This is a genomic window from Salinibacterium sp. 10G20-15 (assembly GCF_057365065.1).
Map to the genome: position 1 here is coordinate 749,764 of NZ_CP195118.1, position 16,707 is coordinate 766,470.

General features: G+C 60.9%; 19 protein-coding genes. 10 read left to right on the top strand and 9 right to left on the bottom strand.

Annotated elements, in window-relative coordinates; genetic code table 11:
* Positions 1-53 precede the first annotated feature (53 nt).
* The 3 genes from ACR3YK_RS03525 to ACR3YK_RS03535 all read left to right on the top strand — a co-directional run bounded on the left by ACR3YK_RS03525 (position 54) and on the right by ACR3YK_RS03535 (position 2,969).
* The gene (locus ACR3YK_RS03525) at positions 54-1,094 is read left to right on the top strand and encodes a zinc-binding dehydrogenase (protein ID WP_486175855.1); all 1,041 of its coding nucleotides are present in this window, start codon (positions 54-56) and stop codon (positions 1,092-1,094) included.
* Positions 1,095-1,202: 108 nt separating this feature from the next.
* Positions 1,203-1,973, top strand: coding sequence for a gamma-glutamyl-gamma-aminobutyrate hydrolase family protein (locus ACR3YK_RS03530; protein WP_486175856.1), 771 nt, complete (start codon positions 1,203-1,205; stop codon positions 1,971-1,973).
* Positions 1,974-2,555: 582 nt separating this feature from the next.
* A complete protein-coding gene (locus tag ACR3YK_RS03535; protein WP_486175857.1) occupies positions 2,556-2,969 on the top strand; it encodes an iron chaperone in 414 nt (137 codons plus the stop codon).
* 60 nt (positions 2,970-3,029) lie between these two features.
* Here the strand turns inward: ACR3YK_RS03535 and ald are convergent, their stop codons facing one another.
* A complete protein-coding gene (ald, locus tag ACR3YK_RS03540) occupies positions 3,030-4,115 on the bottom strand; it encodes an alanine dehydrogenase (protein WP_486175858.1) in 1,086 nt (361 codons plus the stop codon).
* 155 nt (positions 4,116-4,270) lie between these two features.
* Here ald and ACR3YK_RS03545 point away from each other — a divergent pair, with 155 nt between their 5' ends.
* Positions 4,271-4,741 (top strand): Lrp/AsnC family transcriptional regulator, encoded by a 471-nt coding sequence (locus ACR3YK_RS03545; protein WP_100389443.1) that lies wholly within the window; start codon positions 4,271-4,273, stop codon positions 4,739-4,741.
* Between the two features lie 43 nt (positions 4,742-4,784).
* Positions 4,785-5,048 carry a DUF1905 domain-containing protein gene (locus ACR3YK_RS03550; RefSeq protein ID WP_486175859.1) on the top strand — a complete coding sequence of 88 codons (264 nt, stop codon included), beginning with the start codon at positions 4,785-4,787 and terminating at the stop codon, positions 5,046-5,048.
* A 160-nt stretch (positions 5,049-5,208) separates the two neighbouring features.
* Here ACR3YK_RS03550 and ACR3YK_RS03555 read toward each other — a convergent pair whose 3' ends face one another.
* The 3 genes from ACR3YK_RS03555 to ACR3YK_RS03565 form a co-directional block, all read right to left on the bottom strand.
* Complete coding sequence (locus ACR3YK_RS03555) at positions 5,209-5,400, bottom strand: hypothetical protein (RefSeq protein WP_486175860.1); 192 nt, start codon at positions 5,398-5,400, stop codon at positions 5,209-5,211.
* A gap of 267 nt (positions 5,401-5,667) precedes the next feature.
* Positions 5,668-6,069: a DUF1801 domain-containing protein gene (locus ACR3YK_RS03560; RefSeq protein ID WP_486175861.1), complete on the bottom strand. Its 402-nt coding sequence runs from the start codon at positions 6,067-6,069 to the stop codon at positions 5,668-5,670.
* Positions 6,066-6,734 (bottom strand): DNA alkylation repair protein, encoded by a 669-nt coding sequence (locus ACR3YK_RS03565; RefSeq protein ID WP_486176365.1) that lies wholly within the window; start codon positions 6,732-6,734, stop codon positions 6,066-6,068. Before ACR3YK_RS03565 ends, ACR3YK_RS03560 begins: the two co-directional genes overlap by 4 nt.
* Before the next feature lie 144 nt (positions 6,735-6,878).
* Between ACR3YK_RS03565 and ACR3YK_RS03570 the strand changes: the two genes are divergently transcribed.
* Both ACR3YK_RS03570 and ACR3YK_RS03575 read left to right on the top strand, forming a co-directional pair.
* The gene (locus tag ACR3YK_RS03570) at positions 6,879-7,445 is read left to right on the top strand and encodes a MarR family winged helix-turn-helix transcriptional regulator (protein WP_486175862.1); all 567 of its coding nucleotides are present in this window, start codon (positions 6,879-6,881) and stop codon (positions 7,443-7,445) included.
* Positions 7,442-9,139, top strand: coding sequence for an MDR family MFS transporter (locus ACR3YK_RS03575; RefSeq protein ID WP_486175863.1), 1,698 nt, complete (start codon positions 7,442-7,444; stop codon positions 9,137-9,139). Before ACR3YK_RS03570 ends, ACR3YK_RS03575 begins: the two co-directional genes overlap by 4 nt.
* A 10-nt stretch (positions 9,140-9,149) precedes the next feature.
* On the opposite strand, the gene ACR3YK_RS03580 is transcribed toward ACR3YK_RS03575, so the two are convergent.
* On the bottom strand, positions 9,150-10,199 hold the full coding sequence (locus ACR3YK_RS03580; protein WP_486175864.1) for a threonine aldolase family protein: 1,050 nt from the start codon (positions 10,197-10,199) through the stop codon (positions 9,150-9,152).
* A gap of 290 nt (positions 10,200-10,489) precedes the next feature.
* On the opposite strand from ACR3YK_RS03580, the gene ACR3YK_RS03585 reads away from it, so the two are divergent.
* The 3 genes from ACR3YK_RS03585 (at position 10,490) to ACR3YK_RS03595 (ending at position 12,306) form a co-directional block, all read left to right on the top strand.
* Positions 10,490-10,822 carry a PLDc N-terminal domain-containing protein gene (locus ACR3YK_RS03585; protein ID WP_486175865.1) on the top strand — a complete coding sequence of 111 codons (333 nt, stop codon included), beginning with the start codon at positions 10,490-10,492 and terminating at the stop codon, positions 10,820-10,822.
* 158 nt (positions 10,823-10,980) lie between these two features.
* Positions 10,981-11,247: a hypothetical protein gene (locus tag ACR3YK_RS03590; protein WP_486175866.1), complete on the top strand. Its 267-nt coding sequence runs from the start codon at positions 10,981-10,983 to the stop codon at positions 11,245-11,247.
* A 144-nt stretch (positions 11,248-11,391) separates the two neighbouring features.
* A complete protein-coding gene (locus ACR3YK_RS03595) occupies positions 11,392-12,306 on the top strand; it encodes a cation diffusion facilitator family transporter (RefSeq protein ID WP_486175867.1) in 915 nt (304 codons plus the stop codon).
* Positions 12,307-12,329: 23 nt separating this feature from the next.
* Here the strand turns inward: ACR3YK_RS03595 and ACR3YK_RS03600 are convergent, their stop codons facing one another.
* From ACR3YK_RS03600 to ACR3YK_RS03615, 4 genes are all read right to left on the bottom strand, one after another.
* Positions 12,330-13,565, bottom strand: coding sequence for a polysaccharide pyruvyl transferase family protein (locus ACR3YK_RS03600; protein WP_486175868.1), 1,236 nt, complete (start codon positions 13,563-13,565; stop codon positions 12,330-12,332).
* Positions 13,562-14,542, bottom strand: a complete 981-nt coding sequence (locus tag ACR3YK_RS03605; protein ID WP_486175869.1) for a glycosyltransferase family 2 protein — start codon at positions 14,540-14,542, stop codon at positions 13,562-13,564. The genes ACR3YK_RS03600 and ACR3YK_RS03605 overlap by 4 nt, the downstream gene beginning before the upstream one ends.
* A gap of 83 nt (positions 14,543-14,625) precedes the next feature.
* Entirely contained in the window at positions 14,626-15,609 is a 984-nt protein-coding gene (locus ACR3YK_RS03610) for a lysylphosphatidylglycerol synthase domain-containing protein (protein ID WP_486175870.1), read from the bottom strand.
* Positions 15,606-16,688 carry a nitroreductase family protein gene (locus tag ACR3YK_RS03615; RefSeq protein WP_486175871.1) on the bottom strand — a complete coding sequence of 361 codons (1,083 nt, stop codon included), beginning with the start codon at positions 16,686-16,688 and terminating at the stop codon, positions 15,606-15,608. Before ACR3YK_RS03615 ends, ACR3YK_RS03610 begins: the two co-directional genes overlap by 4 nt.
* Positions 16,689-16,707: the final 19 nt, after the last annotated feature.

Consider the following 16,707-nt stretch of genomic DNA (forward strand, 5'->3'; position numbering starts at 1 on the left):
TCGGTGTACTGTGGGGTTAGTTCACCGATCAGTATACCCACGAGGAGACCCCCATGGACGTTCCGACCACCATGCGCGCCGTACAGCTCAGCCAGCACGGAGGGCCCGAAGTTCTGCGCGTGACCGAGGTGGCAACTCCCGCTCCCGGCGCTGGCGAAGTGCTCGTGAAGGTGAGCGCTGCGGCCCTCAACAACACCGATCTCTGGACGCGCGAAGGCGAATACGGGCTGCCGGGCCCGCGCGCCGGCTGGCGTGGGCCGCTGGATTTTCCGCGCATTCAGGGAGCGGATGTTGCTGGCCACGTCGTCGCCGTCGGCGAAGGCGTTGACGCGGACGTGCTCGGCTCTCGCGTGGTCATCGACCCCGCTATCTACGACGCGGACGAACCCGACGCGAACATCACAGGGCTCATGGGCAGCGAACGCGATGGCGGCTACGCCGAATACGTGATCACACCGGCCGACCGCATCCATGACGTGACCGAGTCACCCCTGAGCGACGACCAGCTCGCCGCCCTGCCCATCTCGTACGGCACCGCGCTCGGCATGATTGAACGCGGCCGGTTGCAGTCGGGCGAGACGGTATTGGTGTCAGGAGCCTCCGGGGGCGTTGGCGTTGCGCTCGTGCAGTTGGCGCGCTCCCGTGGTGCCCGCGTGATCGCGATCAGCAGCGGGTCCAAAATTCAAGCGGTTCTGGATGCCGGTGCCGACGTCGTTGTCGACCGCGCTACCGACGTGCCCCAGCAAGTGCGCGCCGCCGCCCCCAATGGCATTGACGTCGTTCTCGATGTTGTCGCCGGAGACTTCGTTCATGACGGACACTTCCTGTTGCGCAAGGCCGGCCGCTGGGTCGTTGCTGGAGCCCTCGGCGGTCACACGATCAGCTTCGATGTGCGCGACCTCTACCTGCACAATCTGCAACTCATCGGCTCCACGATGCACACGCCCGAGCACTTCGAGTTGCTCATGGACATGGCACGACGGGCAGAAATCACACCTCTCGTCGCCGCAACGTTCCCGCTCGCGCAGGCTGCCGAAGCCCAGGAAGAGCTCGCTCGTCGGGCGCACGTCGGCAAGATTGTGTTGCACCCTTGAGCTGACGCGCAGATCGACTTCGTGTTCCTGCCCCGGCAGACGATCCCGCGTCATTTAGGCTGAAGCCAGCGGTCTGAGCGACCGGATGCAAGCAAGAGGATTCCGCCCATGACCACGACCCCGGAGTACGTTCCCACCATCGTTTTGTCGAAAGCTTCGGCAGGTGGCGCTCACGAGAAGCCCGAGCTGACGGCCCTCATTCATGGGCTCGAAGCATCCATGAAATCGGCCATCGAAGCGACCGGTGCGCGCGTCATCAGCGTTGAAGGCTTTACCGCCGCTGACGTGGATGCTGCGCTCAGCCAGGCAGACGGCGTCGTGCTTCTCGGCGGTGGCGATGTTGACCCCGACGAGTATGGGGCACCGGAGCGGCATCCGAAGCTTTACAACATCGACCGCACCACCGACCGCGTCGACATCGAACTCGTGAACCAGGCCACCGAACGTCGCCTGCCGCTGCTCGCGATCTGCCGCGGGATGCACATCGTGAATGTTGCGCGCGGTGGAACCCTCATCCAGCACCTCGAGCCGAGCGCTGTCGTGCACAGCGGCGGCGGAGTCGACGCGATGGTCGATCACGACGTGACCCTCGAGCCCGCTTCGCAACTCTCTGAACTGTATGGCGACGGCACGATGACAATCCGCTCCGGTCATCACCAAGCGGTGGATGTCGTGGGCGCCGGACTCACTGCCACCGGTCGCGCGGCGGACGGCGTGGTCGAAGCGGTGGAAAGCACCGACCCGACCTCTCCCCTGATTGCCGTGCAGTGGCATCCCGAAGACGACAAGGCAAGCGAACGCGACCGCGAACTGCTCTTCGGCTGGCTCACCACGCAGGCGCGAGAGTTTCACGCGCGCCAGAATGCGCTGTCACTCTAGAAGCGGAAACCAGTGTCGGTCTGAGAGCTCTGAGCGGGTGCCGATATCAACCCACGTTCCGGATATCACCGGACTACCATCCGCTGCCCACAGCGTGAAGTGAGCATGAGGAGTCGGCCACTCGTAGCCTTACGCCACTGTCGTGACAACATTGCGAACGAACCCGATCGGCTGTGGTTCGGTCGGGGTGCCGAGAACAAACTGCGCGAGATGCTGCGCCGCGTCTCGGCCCTCAGAATCGGATGGCAACACCCGTTGGGTGGGCAGATCCAGTTTCTCTGACCCGTCTCGCGGCACACAAAAGACTGAGGTGCCCCGACGGAGAAGCAACCTCACCAAACTCGCCGGACTAGGGGCCACATTCGAACGGATGACGTCGGCTCGCCCTCCATCGGGCAGCCAGCTGGCATCAGGAGTCGAGTGAATCAACAGTTCTGCGTCCTGACTCATGAAGACTAATTTATTCTCGCTGGCCCGGACGGGTGCGAGCTAACCCTCAGCTCGCCGTCAAAAAGTAACCGTCAATCGCGCACTAGAGACCATCCCGCTACGAGAGTAATCTCACCTCAAGGAGGCCCATCAATGGCAAAAGAGAGTTTCAGCGCAGAAGAACGTGCGGCGATGAAGGAGCGCGCTCGAGAAGCGAAGCGTGAAGCATCCGCTGCCGAAGATCTGAAAGATGTGCTCAGCAAGATTGCCGAAATGCCTGACGACGATCGCACACTGGCCGAACACGTGCACGCCACCGTGCTCGCCGCCGCCCCCAACCTCACACCGAAGACGTGGTACGGGATGCCCGCCTACGCCAAAGACGGCACGATCGTGTGCTTCTTTCAGGCCGCCCGCAAATTCAAGTCACGCTATGCGACCCTCGGGTTCAGCGACGAAGCTGCCCTCGATGATGGCCCGATGTGGCCTGCGGCCTACGCCCTAGTGGAGTGGACGGATGACGTCGAAGCCCAAGTGAGCAAGCTAGTCACTCAAGCGGTCGGCTAACACTCTCGCTAGCCGACCACCGTTAGTGGACGACTAACGAGCGACTGCAAAGAAAGATTGCTAGCGCGCCATTGCTGCGCGAACACCCTCGTTGACGATTTCGCCGTTGGCGACGTTGAGTCCGCGAGCAAGTGCCGGCGAGGCGGCAGCGGCTGCGTCCCAGCCGTGGTTCGCGATGGCGACCACGAACGGCAACGTGGCGTTGCTGAGCGCGCGGGTCGAGGTGCGAGGAACAGCGCCGGGCATGTTGGCAACGCAGTAGTAGAGCGAGTTGTGAACGGTGAAAGTGGGGTCGTCGTAGGTCGTGGCGTGGGAGCCTTCGAAGCATCCGCCCTGGTCGATCGCGATGTCGACGAGCACGGAACCGGGCTTCATCGATGCCACCATTTCGTCCGTGACGAGCTTGGGAGCTGCGGCGCCCGGGATCAGCACCGAGCCGATAACGAGGTCAGCCTCGAGAAGCTGCTCGGCGATTTCGTAGCGCGTTGAAACGCGGGTCTGAACCTCACCGTTGAAGCGCACTTCGAGCGCACGAAGACGTGGGAGCGAGATGTCGATGATCGTGACGTCAGCACCCAAGCCGAGAGCGTTCGCTGCGGCGTGCTCACCGGCAACACCGCCACCGATAACAACGACCTTGGCCTTGGGAGTTCCGGCAACTCCACCGAGGAGCTGGCCGCTGCCACCCTCGGCCTTGAGCAGAGCGTGAGCGCCAGCGACGATGGAGAGTCGACCAGCGACCTCACTCATCGGGGCAAGAAGAGGAAGCGAACGGTCGTCGCCCTGAACAGTCTCGTAAGCAATCGCGGTGGTTCCCGAAGCAACGAGGGCTTCAGTCAGCGCGCGGTCGGCAGCGAGATGCAAGTAGGTGAAAAGAACGAGGTCTTTGCGAAAGTAGCCGTACTCCGAAGCGATCGGCTCTTTGACCTTCACAACGAGGTCGGCGGATGCCCATACCTCGTCAGCGTCGGCGACAATCTGTGCGCCTGCCGCCGCATACAGCTCATCCGTGAAGCCGCTGCCAAGACCAGCACCAGACTGAATGGTGACAGCGTGCCCGCCAGCCACCAAGGTGTCGACGCCCGCCGGGGTTATCGCAACACGATTTTCGTTGTTCTTGATTTCAGCAGGCACAGAAATACGCATCGACTTACCTTTCGCAGCGGAGTGGAGTTGCTCAACCCTGTCAGAAATTCTGTCTTTTGTGGAAAAGTCAGAATTTTGATCGGAAATTAGTGTGCTGGAGCCCAAATCCATGCCAAAATTGCGCTGAATCCGCTTTCCGACCGAAGGATCTTCGCATGGCTGACGAGCTAGACCCGATCGATACCAAGATCCTCACCCTTCTCTCGCGGGATGCCCGGATGAGCAACGCGGCAATCGCGAGCACCGTCGGCATTGCGGCATCCACCGCTCACACTCGAATCAAGTCACTCTTCGATCGCGGTCTCATCACGGGGTATCACGCCGCGCTCAACCAGGCGAAGCTCGGGCGCGGGCTGCAAGCGATCATCGGAGTCTCGCTGCGCCCGGGTGCCCGCCAAGAAAGCATCCAAGCCTTTACAGAAGAAATCCGTCGGCTGCCCGAAGTGATTCAGCTGTTCTTCGTGGGTGGCGGTGACGACTTTCTCGTGCACATTGCGGTCGAGAACTCGTCAAAGGTTCGGCTATTCGTGGTCGACCACTTGTCGGCCCGCCACAGCGTTGCCTCCACCAATACGAGCATGATCTTTGAGTACCACCGCAACGCGGTTGCTACCGACTTTGCCTAGAACATCCTTGCCATTCTGAACATGCCCCTCATAGGCTCGCTAAATGGCAGATAACCTCAACTTCACTGGAACCATCATCAATCCGGAGTGGATGCCGAGCTGGTCGGTGATCGAAGTCCCAGGTTCGAAGGATTTCTTCGGAACCGGAAAATCGGTCAAGGCAAACGTCACGGTCGACGGTATTGCAGTAACTTCGGCACTCATGCCATCCGGTCAAGGCGATCACTTCATCTCCGTGAGCGCGGCACTACGCAAGAAGCTCAAGAAAGACGTCGGCGACGAAGTGCAGGTTCACGTCGAGCGGTAGCTAGCCTTCCCTCTCCTTGATCGGCCTCGGTTTCGGAATCGCTGGCGCAGTGCAGCCACAAACCACAACTCGCGGCGGGGATCGGCTTGGGAATTTCCGCTTTAGCTCTCGTTCAAGTGGTCGGCTCAACTGTCGTGTTTGCTGCAGCCGCGATGTTCCTCTAATCCCCCTGCACTCCGTCGACGTGCTTATAAAGGGCGAGAATCTTCACCCCGAAGCTGATTGCCACTGCGGCCACATTGAGGCTGTCGGAACCGTGCTCGTCGAGAAGCTGAGCAGCCCGCTCGATGGCGGCGGCGGAGTTGAGCCCGGCCCTCGGCACAGTGTCTTTCGGAGTTGCTGCTTGAATCAACGATCCCTAAAGCATCGGCCCCGGTTGTCCGCGCCCAAGAGCCTCGAGCCTCAAGCCTCAAAGCGCGCAGGAACTCGAGAATGGCAGCGTTTGTCTGCTCAGGCTGCTGCGACTGCGGGGTAGTGGGCGGCATCCTCGATCATCACGCTCGTGCCGCCGAGGGCGGAACTGATCCAGTCAGCCCCTACCTGAGGGGCGGGAGAATCGGGACCAATAGTGGCCAGACTTCGACGGCTGTTGCCAGCGAATTGAGCGCGACGAACGCCATTAGCGTCGCAGGTGGTACGTGAGTGCCTGCCGCACGCACTCACGCAGCTCATCAACGGGCACCCGGTCGCCGACGGTGAACAGCACCGCGCGCTCCCCCTCATAAGCAAACGTGTCGCCGAACTGGGCCCGAAATTCGTTCACCAGGTTCGTACTACAGATAAAGAACATCGCATAGTCGTGCGTCGACTTTGAATTGGTCGGGGCGATGCGAATCGTGCTGCCGCTGCGCGTCTGGCACGTGAGATACGCGGGCTCGCCCCACTTGAGCGTTTCGGTGATCGCGCCAACGCCTTCGGTCTCGGATGCCGTGGCCAGGATCAGCTCGCGAAGCGTGAGCAGCTCGGTGCGTATCGCCTCGGGGTAGTCGGCAAAGGTCGCTGCGACCTCGGGCGGCATCATGACTTTTCCTGACGGCGCACCATCTCTGCGATCCACAGCGGCGCGTAAGGCGAGGTGCACCCCGGCGAGGTCGGGTAGTCCTTCAGCACCTCGAGCCGTTCGCCGATCTCGAGTGCCCGCTCGCGAAGCTCGGCATGCTCGATGCCGATATAGGCGAGCGTGTTGTTCATCTCCCACTGCAGTCGATCCGGAGCATCCTTCATCTCGGTCTCGACGACATCGAGCAAGCTCGGCAGGTCGAGCCCGTCAGCGTTCTTGCGCACCCGCTCAGCGGTAAGCGCCCACCCCGCGCTGCGCACGCCGGCATCCGGGGCCGCTGTCCACGCCACGCGCAATTCTTCGGCGTGCGGGCTCTTCTTGACGACATAGTTGATCAACCACTCGCGCACCTTCGATGCTCGCGCCTGGCGCACCATGACATCCAGCTCTTCGCGAGTGAATTCTTTGGGCTTGCAGATCAGCAGAGCCACGAGTTGCGCGGGAGTCTCATCCGTCGCCCACAATTCCACGGCGAGTGGATGCTGCGTCTTGAGCCGCTTGGCGATAGCCCGCAGCTTGCTCAGGTTCACCCCGTGGTCATCGCCATGCCGTTCGTTCACGGCCCGCACCTTGGGGTCGTCAAGCGAAGCCAACTCGGCCAATACTTCTTCAGCTGCAGCGCTCATCACCCCTCCGACGCTACTCCCCCACAACGCCGCGGGCGAGCGATTGCATCTCCGGAAAACGCATCCGAAAAACGTATCCGCTCAGTTAGTTGCTTAAGGTAAGCAATATAGTTACCCTCGCTAAGTACTTAAAGGAGATGAGGCTTGCTAGACAAAACGGATGCCACGGCCATCCTCACCGGAATGGTGACGATTAGCCGCACCTTCCGCAAGGCCGCCCAGCGCAGCCGCGAGCGCAGTCTCGCCGGCACCAAGTACGGCTTTCTGCGCCACCTCCTCGAGGGCGATGCGCGCCTCGGCGAACTCGCCCACCAGCTCGTTGTCTCTGCTCCCGTTGCCTCGCGCGCTGTCGAAGCGCTCGAAGCCGAAGCACTCGTCGAACGCCGCGCCGACCCGCTCGATGCCCGCGCGATCCTCATCTCCATTACGGAGCAGGGACGCGCAGCACTCGCTGAGAGCGACAGCCGCATCATCCACAAATTCGCTGCAGCTCTTGACGACTGGACCCCCGAGGAAGCCGAACGCGCCGTCGCCCTGCTCACGGTGCTGAATGAGCGACTAGCTGAAGTTCTTCAGCCCTCCGAGACTCCGGCCGACGCCGAATCCGGCACCGCGCCCACCAACGCGCCTGCCACCACTGCCCTCACTGACACCCGCACTGACACCCGCACTGACACCCGTACCACCGACGAAGACGAGATCTCTGAATGACCGCTCCCGCCCGCGCCACGACACCATCCTCCGATGACTCCGGCGTCTCCGTGACCTACACTCACCGCGAAATTCTGCAGGTGATGACCGGCCTTCTTGCCGCGCTCTTCACCGCCATGATCTCCACCACGATCGTCTCCACCGCTCTGCCGACGATCATCGCCGAGCTCGATGGCACCCAGCGCCAGTACACCTGGGTCATCACCGCGAGCCTGCTGGCGATGACCATCACCACGCCCATCTGGGGCAAACTTTCTGACCTGTACGACAAGAAGCTGCTGACCCAGCTCTCGATCATCTTCTTCCTCGTCGGCTCGATTGCTGCGGGCTTCGCGGGTTCGATCGGCGTGCTCATGATCGCCCGCGCCCTGCAAGGAATCGCGATGGGTGGCCTTACGGCCCTCGTACAGTCGATCATGGGCTCGATCATCGCTCCCCGTGAGCGCGGCCGCTACGCCGGCTACATGGGTGCCGTTATGGCCGTGGCCACCGTCTCCGGCCCGCTGCTGGGTGGCGTCATCACCGACTCGCTGGGATGGCGTTGGTGCTTCTTCGTGAGCCTTCCGCTGGCCGTGATCGCCCTCATCGTTCTGCAGCTGAAGCTGCACCTGCCCGCGACCGTGCGCCGCCAGACGCGCCTCGACTACCTAGGCGCACTGCTCGTCTCGATCACCGCCGCCCTGCCCATGCTCTGGGTGACCTTCGCGGGCAACGACTACGACTGGATCTCGTGGCAGTCGGGCGCCTTCCTCGCCGCCTTCCTCGTGGTCGGCTTCTTTGCCGTGATCGTCGAACTGCGCGCGCCCACCCCGATGATTCCGCTGCGCCTGCTCGGCAACTCGACCACCATCTGGATGATCGTCGCCAGCGTCGGCATCGGTGTCGGCATGTTCGGCTCGGGCATCTTCCTCACCCAGTACTTCCAACTCGGCACGGGAGCAAGCCCCACGCAGGCTGGCCTGATGACCATCCCGATGATCATCTCGCAGCTGCTCTCGGCCACCATCGGTGGTCTCATCGTCAGCCGCATCGGTCGCTGGAAGCCCGTCATGCTCACCGGTGGTGTTCTGCTGCTCGCCGGCCTCACCGGTCTCGGCACCATCACCCACGACACCGCCTACTGGACCGTCGCGATCTACATGGTGCTCATGGGTGTCGGCATCGGTGCCCTCGTGCAGAACGTCGTGCTCGCCGTCCAGAACACCGTTGATGTGAAGGATGTCGGCTCAGCTTCGGCTGCCATCGCCTTCTTCCGCTCCCTCGGCGGCGCCGTCGGCGTCACGGTTCTCGGCGCGGTTCTCACCAATCACGTCAGCACGAACATCGTGGACGACCTTGCCGAGATCGGCGTCGACCCCAGCGCCCTCTCGAACGGTTCCGGCGAAACCAGCCTCGATATCACCGGACTACCCGAAGCCATCCAAACCGCGTTCCACCACGCCTACGCGGATGCCTTTGGTTCCGTCTTCATGATCGCCGCGTTTGTGACTGCCACGGCCGTCATCGCGATTGCGGTAGCGCGCGGCTCCGTGCTGCGCACCACGATCGGGATGTCACCCACCGCCGCAGCCGAAGCGACCGGCGCGCCTGCGACCGCGTCTGCAAGGCAGCCTGCGACCTCGACGGAGATTGCGGCCGACGAAACCGAACCCGACGACGGGACCGACTCGACCGATGGTCCGGCTAAGAGCTAGGAGCTAGGCGCTAAGCGAGCTCGCGGATGGCAGCGACAAACTCGTCGATGTCGGCGGCGTGGTGCGCGAACGACACCACGATGCGCACGACGCCGGGCTCCCAGCGGTTGGCGTAGAAACCGAAACCGCGCTCATGGAGAGCATCGGTCAATTCGTCGGAGAAGATGGCGAAGATGATGTTGCTGCCGGGTTCGCTCGTGACGGTCACGCCCGCGACATCCGCGATTCCGGCACGCAACCGTGCAGCCATGGCGTTGGCCTGACGCGCGTTGTCGAACCAAAGATCATCGGTCAGATAGGCATCGAGTTGGGCGGCCTGAAAACGCATCTTCGAAGTGAGCTGCCCGCCGCGCTTGTGGCGGAACGACAACTCGGTGGCCAGCGTCGGGTCAAAGCAGACGATCGCATCCGCTGTGAGCGCACCGTTCTTGGTGGCACCGAATGAGAGCATGTCGACGCCCAATTTCCAGGTCATCTCGGCCGGGCTCACATCGAGGGCAACGAGAGCGTTGGCAAAACGGGCACCGTCCATGTGGATGCGCAGGCCGGCCTCGCGCGCAATGCTCGTCAGAACGCGCAACTCGTCTATCGTGTAAACGCTGCCCGTCTCGGTGACCTGAGTGATGCTGAGTACGGAGGCCTGAACACTGTGCACGTCACCCACGCCCACCTTCACAGCTGCGCGTAGTTCATCGGGGTCAATCTTGGAGTGCTCCCCGCCGAGCAACACGATCTTTGAGCCGTCGCTAAAGAACTCGGGAGCGCCGGCCTCATCGTTCTGGATGTGGCTGTCGCGGTGAGCAAGAATGCTGCCCCACGGGCGCGTCAGAGCCGCAAGCCCGATACCGTTCGCTGCGGAGCCCGTGCCCACCGCAAAGACGTCGAGCTCGCACTCGAACGCAGCCGCCATCTTGGCGCGCATCTGAGCCGTGAGCGCATCGTTTCCGTAGGGGGCCGCAGGGCCGGCGGATGCCGCGACTACAGCATCCAGAATCTGCGGTGAAGCACCAGCAGCGTTGTCACTCAAGTAGCCACGCAGAATGGAGTCGGTCGGGGTCATGGCAGCTTTCTGAAACGAGAAATAGGAAATGCCAATCGGATGCGCCTCGGGCCCTGGGCCCCGGCCGCTACTAGACCGAATCGCCACCGCAGAAAGCGACTCAGTCGAGTGTTCGGCAACGATCAGCACTGCTCCGAGCCACTCTTAGTCGATGATAACTCCCGGTGAGCGGCGCCGGATAGCCACTTTCGCGCCCGACCGCAGCCGGGCAGGTTTATTGCGCACGACGCAACGACGCGGCGTCCCGGTGCGGGGTATCACGCAATTCTTTGGCCCGGTACCCTTGCAGCATGAGCATTCTCGCAGCAGTCAGCAACGGCGGACCCGAAGCATCAGCAGCATTCGCGGTGATTTTCATGATGGTGTTCTGGATCGCCTACATCGGCTTTTTCTTAGTGCTGGCTTTGAGCTCGCTGGCCATTTCTGTTCTCGCGCTCGTCTCCCTGTACCGCAACCGTGACAAGCTCCGCGCGATCGAACTTGCGGCCTGGGTGGGAATTTCCTTAGTCATCACCATCGTCGGTCCCCTCAGTTGGTTCTTGATCGGTCGCAAGAAAATGCTGGAGGATGCGACAGTGGCGACCCCTCTTTCTGCTGAAGAAGAGCCGCTCATGCACGACTGAGCAGGAATTCTTCGAAAAACCTACTAATGCTCGGATGAGGTCTCGACAGATTGCCCTAAGAGGAGTTGAATCGGGAAAGAGCACAACCGCACTGCGGTGGAACGAAACTCGCAGTGTCTGAGGTCTTCAATAGTGTGAACTCGAAGGAGTAGAAAACTATGACGATTGCCGCACCCCGGCCGACCGAAGGTTCAGCAGACCGAGCACGTCCCACCGTGGCTTGGACGACCATCCAATCAGGACTGTGGGTCGGTAACGCGGCCGGAGAGTTCGCTGGCATGATCGAGCGCAGCGCCGCCGGGGAATTCTTCATCACTGATCATCGCGCTCGCCCGCTAGGCACGTGCGCCACCCTCGACGAAGCCAAGGCCCGCCACCAGCGCCAGTTCCAACTGAGCCAGTCAACCACTAAGCCCAAGATTTAGGGAACGCCTCGTCATAGTCGTCACAGCCCGTGGCATCCCCAGATCGGCCAACTAGAATCGCGGCATGAGCAGATTCACCGACGCGTCCTTTGTGGGCTCTCCGGCACTGGAACTGCCGACAGGCACCGCCGACGGAGCTCCATAATGGGCGCCGGGCACGACCACGGGGCGAGTACCAACAACCGCACCCGGCTACTGATCGCCTTCATCATTACCGTCGGCGTCGTCATCGCCCAAGCCATCGGTGCCATCGTCACCGGCAGCCTCGCGCTACTGGTCGATACCGCGCACATGCTGACCGACTCCGCCGGGCTGTTCATGGCTCTCATCGCAGCCGGCCTCATGCAGCGCCCCGCCACCAACAAACACTCGTGGGGGCTCAAACGTACAGAAGTTCTCAGCGCAATGGCGCAGTCGAGCCTTCTGTTCGCCGTCGGCATCTATGCCCTCATTGAAGGTGTGCGCCGCCTCTTCGATCCCCCCGAGATTCACGCCAGCAGCCTCGTAATCTTCGGAATCATCGGCCTTCTCGCCAACCTCGCCGCCATGGTCGTGCTCACGAGCGGGCGCAAATCAAACCTCAACATGAGGGCCGCCTTTCTTGAGGTCGTCAACGATGCGCTGGGTTCGGTCGGTGTCATCCTCAGCGCCATCGTGATCGCACTCTTCGGCTGGTATCAGGCGGATGCCGTGGTCGGCATCCTGATCGCCCTTCTGATCGTGCCCCGCACCATCATTCTGCTCAAAGCGAGCCTTGGCGTGCTCTTGGAGTCCACGCCGCAGGGCATCGACCCCGAAGCAGTGCGCGCCCACATCATGGAAATGGACCACGTCACCGACGTGCACGATCTCCACATCACGCGCATCTCATCCGATTTGCCTGTGCTCACAGCGCACGTCATCGTGGACGACTCGTGCTTTAGTGACGGTCACGCCGCTGAAATGTTGCCCGCATTACAACAGTGCGTTGCCGAGCATTTTGAGCTCAGCATTGAGCACTCCACGTTCCAGATCGAACCCGAAAGCCACATCAGCGAAGAGCACGTTCACCACCATTAGCGGGGCCCGATGGCGACGAAGGTCTATGCCGTTTGGTCAGCGACTATCTTCGCAATGAGATCCGCCTGAGCGAGCGAGCGGCGACGAACCGCGGGCAAATGTGTCCGGAGCGATGCCGCCACCTCGGCGCGAGCGCCGGCAAGTTCTTCGAAGCGCTTCACGAGAGACCCGAGTTCAGCGTCACTATGCGGCATCGCCCACTCTTCGGCGTCGAACATTTCGAGCACTTCTTGGTACTTGTGACTCCACCCGATCACGAGAGTGGGTACGGCCATTGCCAGCGCGGAAACCATCGCGTGGAAGCGGCTCGCCACAAAGAGATCGCATTCGCCGATGATGTAACGAAGCTGCTGCGAAGGTAGCTCGTTATTGATGAAGAGAAGGTTCTCGTTGGCACCCACTCGTTCGACAATGGCACGACACAACGGCAGATCATTGTTGTGGGTCTTTGAGGAGCCCTCTCGGGCGCTATGGGGAAGGAGAACAACCTTGCGGCCCGACGCCAACAAGTGCTTGACGAAGTCGGCGGTTTGACCAATGTAGTCAGCATCACGAGCATCGACCTTCTTCTGCAGGACCACACTCGGAGACAAGCCAACGACGGTTCCCGACTCGAAGAATGACATGTCGAACTGCCTCGAAACCTCATCGCTCTCGGTACCGTCGAGTTCCAGCGAGAAGGCGTAGTCGGCGCCCGCGCTGAGGTTCGTGAGGCCGAGCCCCTCAGCGAACTCGTGCGTCTTAGCTCCGCGCGTGACGATCGTGTGCACCCGGGGCAGAAAGAATCGTGCTGCCCGACGGTTGATGGGATTCGTGAACGGGCCGATTGCCTGGGCGCACTTGAATACAGGAGTCTTGACGAACATCGCCGGGAGAATGGATGCGACGTTGTAGAGCAGAAATTTCTCACGACCATCGGTGAAGGTGATGCCACCCTGGTCGAGAAGAATCTGCGACTTTGCCAAGGCACCAATCGCTTGTGAGCGTTGGCGGAGCACGGGGCGCAGGGGCGGAAGGATGCGGTACAGCAGTGCCAGCGAGTTGATGGTCACACCAAGTTGACGCGGCTGGGCGGCCACAATCTCAAGGTTCTCGTACACATTCTGGGCGCGATCCTCTTCGGGATACATGCTGAGAAGCGTGAAACCAACACCGGGCACGCGCGGGCTCAGCGTCTGAATCGCGCTCTCGAGCATCGCCGAGGCGCCCTTGTTTCCCGCGAGAGCGGAGCCAATAATGGTGATGTGGGGTGCGGTCATTTGTTCAACTGGCCCTTCTGCTTCATGGCCATGTAGCCGGGACCAAACTCAATTCGTTTCGTGCGTTCCATAGAGTCCTCGAGCAGAATGCGGTTGATCCGCATCAGGTCAGCGAGCAAGCCAAGCGCAAAACTCAATAGTCCGCCCACGAGTAGCGCAGCGCCCAAAATTAGCGACTGAATGTGGTCACCCGACGTGCCCGAGAGCCACAAAATCAAGTAGCGAACGAAGGGAATGAGCGACGCGATCGTCAGCGCGGTACCCAAGGGAAGGAAGAATGCCAGCGGACGAAACATGAGGTAGCTGCGGATGATCGCGCGAGCGGATTCGCCCACATGCTGCCACATCGACGAAAAGAGTCGCGATTCACGAGTCTTTGCATTCGTCTCAATCGGCACGCTCGCCAAACGCATACGCTTGTGCCCGGCCTGAATGATGGTTTCCATGCAGTAGCTGAACTCGGTGACGACGTTGAGTCGCAGCAGAGACTCGCGGGAGTACGCTCGGAACCCGCTCGCGGCATCCGGAACGTCAGTGCCCGCAGCCATATTGACAACGCGGCTTCCAAAACGCTGAAGCAAACGCTTGAATGGCGAAAAGTGCGCAATGGTGGCCGTTTGGCGGTCGCCGATAGCGATGTCGGCAGAACCGTTCATGAGCGGCGCGATGAGGTCGGGGATGCGGTCTTGAGGGTACTGATTATCGCCGTCCGTGTTGACGACGATGTCGGCACCCTGAGCGAGCGCGTAACTCACCCCGTCGGAGAACGAGCGTGCGAGCCCGCGGTTACCGGAATGACGCACAAAATGAGTGACGCCATGCTCTCGCGCCACCTCGACAGTGCGATCGGTTGAGCCATCATCGATGACCAAAATCTGCAGTTCGTCTACCCCCGGAATCTCGCGTGGAATCGACTCCAACACCAGCGGAAGAGTCATCTCTTCATTCAGGCACGGGATCTGAACAAAAACTTTCACGCGAAAACCATCTCCAGAAGTAAAAGGGGTGTGGTGCGAACTTTAGAGCGTCGAGGTAAACAAACGCAGCGGGCTGATCTCAATCATCCACTCAAATTCAGTCGAGGAGGTCGACGCTTCAGCCACAGAGTCAGCATTCCGTAAAACAGCGCGACCACAGCATCCGCAACGGTGCTAAGCAACCGAGCCAAGAGCGACAGGATGACGGCTTGCGCGGGCGTCATGAATTGCAGAGCAAAGACGAAGATGACTGCTTCCCGCACGCCTAACCCACTCGGCACGAACACGGCAAGGATGCCAATGGCACCAGCGAGCACGTACGTCGCCGCGAGCGGAAGCCACGCGGATGGCGCGAGGTTAAGAAACGACGATGCGACGAGGACGAAGCCGACACCGTTGATGACACGCGGCGCCACAAATCCAACGAGGTAGCTACCGACCGCCGCCGGAGGGAGGAAGTATTCGCGCGGAAGCTCTTGATTGAGGATGCGCTTGGCTCCCAAGTTGAGCACCGGGTGGAAGAGCCGACGATCCAGAACCATGAGCAGTGGAATAAGAGCCAAGATGGGGAGCAGCACTGTGACGGGATTGTCTTGGAAGATGACCAGACCAACGCTCACCAGCAGAATCGCTGCGCTTGGCACAATTGATGACACCTGCAGGAACACGTTCTCATAGACGAAAGAGATCACCATAATGCTTCGGCCAATTCCGCGTTTCTTTCCCCAGATCACTTTGTTAAGCAACGAGCCAACCTGACCGGGAATGTACTTGAGAAGCCACGATGCTGAATGCACCGCCATGGCCTCACGGGGTGTCACTGTTGGTACGGGACTCAGTCGGTTGACGATTGCACCCCACAACAACCCTGAAACCGGAACCGCCGCAGCAAAAAGAACGACGGCCGCGACCATGAGCCAACTGAACTGCAGGTTCTGAGCCCGAACCTCACCCCAGTTGTCGGCGAGAGCTCGCCAGAACAATGCGGCGACTAACGACAGAACAACAATGGTGAGTCCCCAGCGCAACAGTCGCTTGCGCCCTCCCGAGGGTGATGGCGTCGTCATCGCAACCGGTTGTAGGAGCGGAAGGTGTCGAGTTCCTTCTTCTGCGAGTACGGTACGAGACCGTCGGGGTTGGCGTATCCGACCGCGATCAACATGATCACGCGGTCTGTCACGTCAAGACCCAGCGTCTTCTGCATCTTCGCTTCAAGGGGTTCGAAGTCTGGCCAGTTAATCACGCTCGAGCTCAGACCTAAGGTCTCGAGACCATACATGAACGACATTGCCGCCAGCGACGAGTCGATGTAGATCGCATGACGATCGCGCGGACTGAAATAGCTCTCGAGCTTGCCGACAACCACAATGATGGTCGGGATGTTCTGCGCATACCCAGCGGCGCCAAACGGCAAGCCGGCAACAGTCCTGACCATCTCGGGATCGTCAAAGATGCGGAATTCATAGGGAAGCCTGTTGCACGCCGTGGGGGCCTGGCGGCCGATGATCAAAGCCTTGTCGACCAATTCGCGCGGCACCGGCTTCTGTTCGAACCAGCGCACCGAGCGCCGTTGCATCGACAGCTCATGGAGCTGCTCATAGCTGATCTCCGACAGGTTCTTCTTGGCGTAGGGCACCTTGTCCATCGTGGCGGGCGCGTAGCCGAGTTTGGTGAATCGTGCGCGTGCAGCGTCCACCACGGGGTCTGAGCCGGTGCTCACGCGAAAATACTCCGCGAGCACATTGTGCGCCCACTCGACCTCACTTGTTTCGAGTGAGTCGGGGTCGGTAGAGCATTGGCGTGCGGCCAGCTCATAGAACTCCACCGTTTCGGTGATGTAGTCGCGCGCAAATATGTCACGGCGTGGCATCATGATGATGCCTTTCTCGAGACGGTGGATGTTTCGGCGAAGCTCTACCCTGGTAGTGCGGTCCTGGTTCTTGTTGCGATAGTAATTGCGGCGGCCGCGCAGCACCGCTGCCTGCTCTCGATTGAAAGCCAAGAACGCGAATGTATAGAAGAAGTGCGACAGGATTCGGCTCGAACCGAAGGTTTCGAGGAAGACACGATTGACGAGTTCGTACGTTCGTCGAATCCACGTAATCGCCAACAGATTCGTCGCGATAGCTTTCAGTTTCTTCAGCAAGTTCTCTCCGCACTCCAGA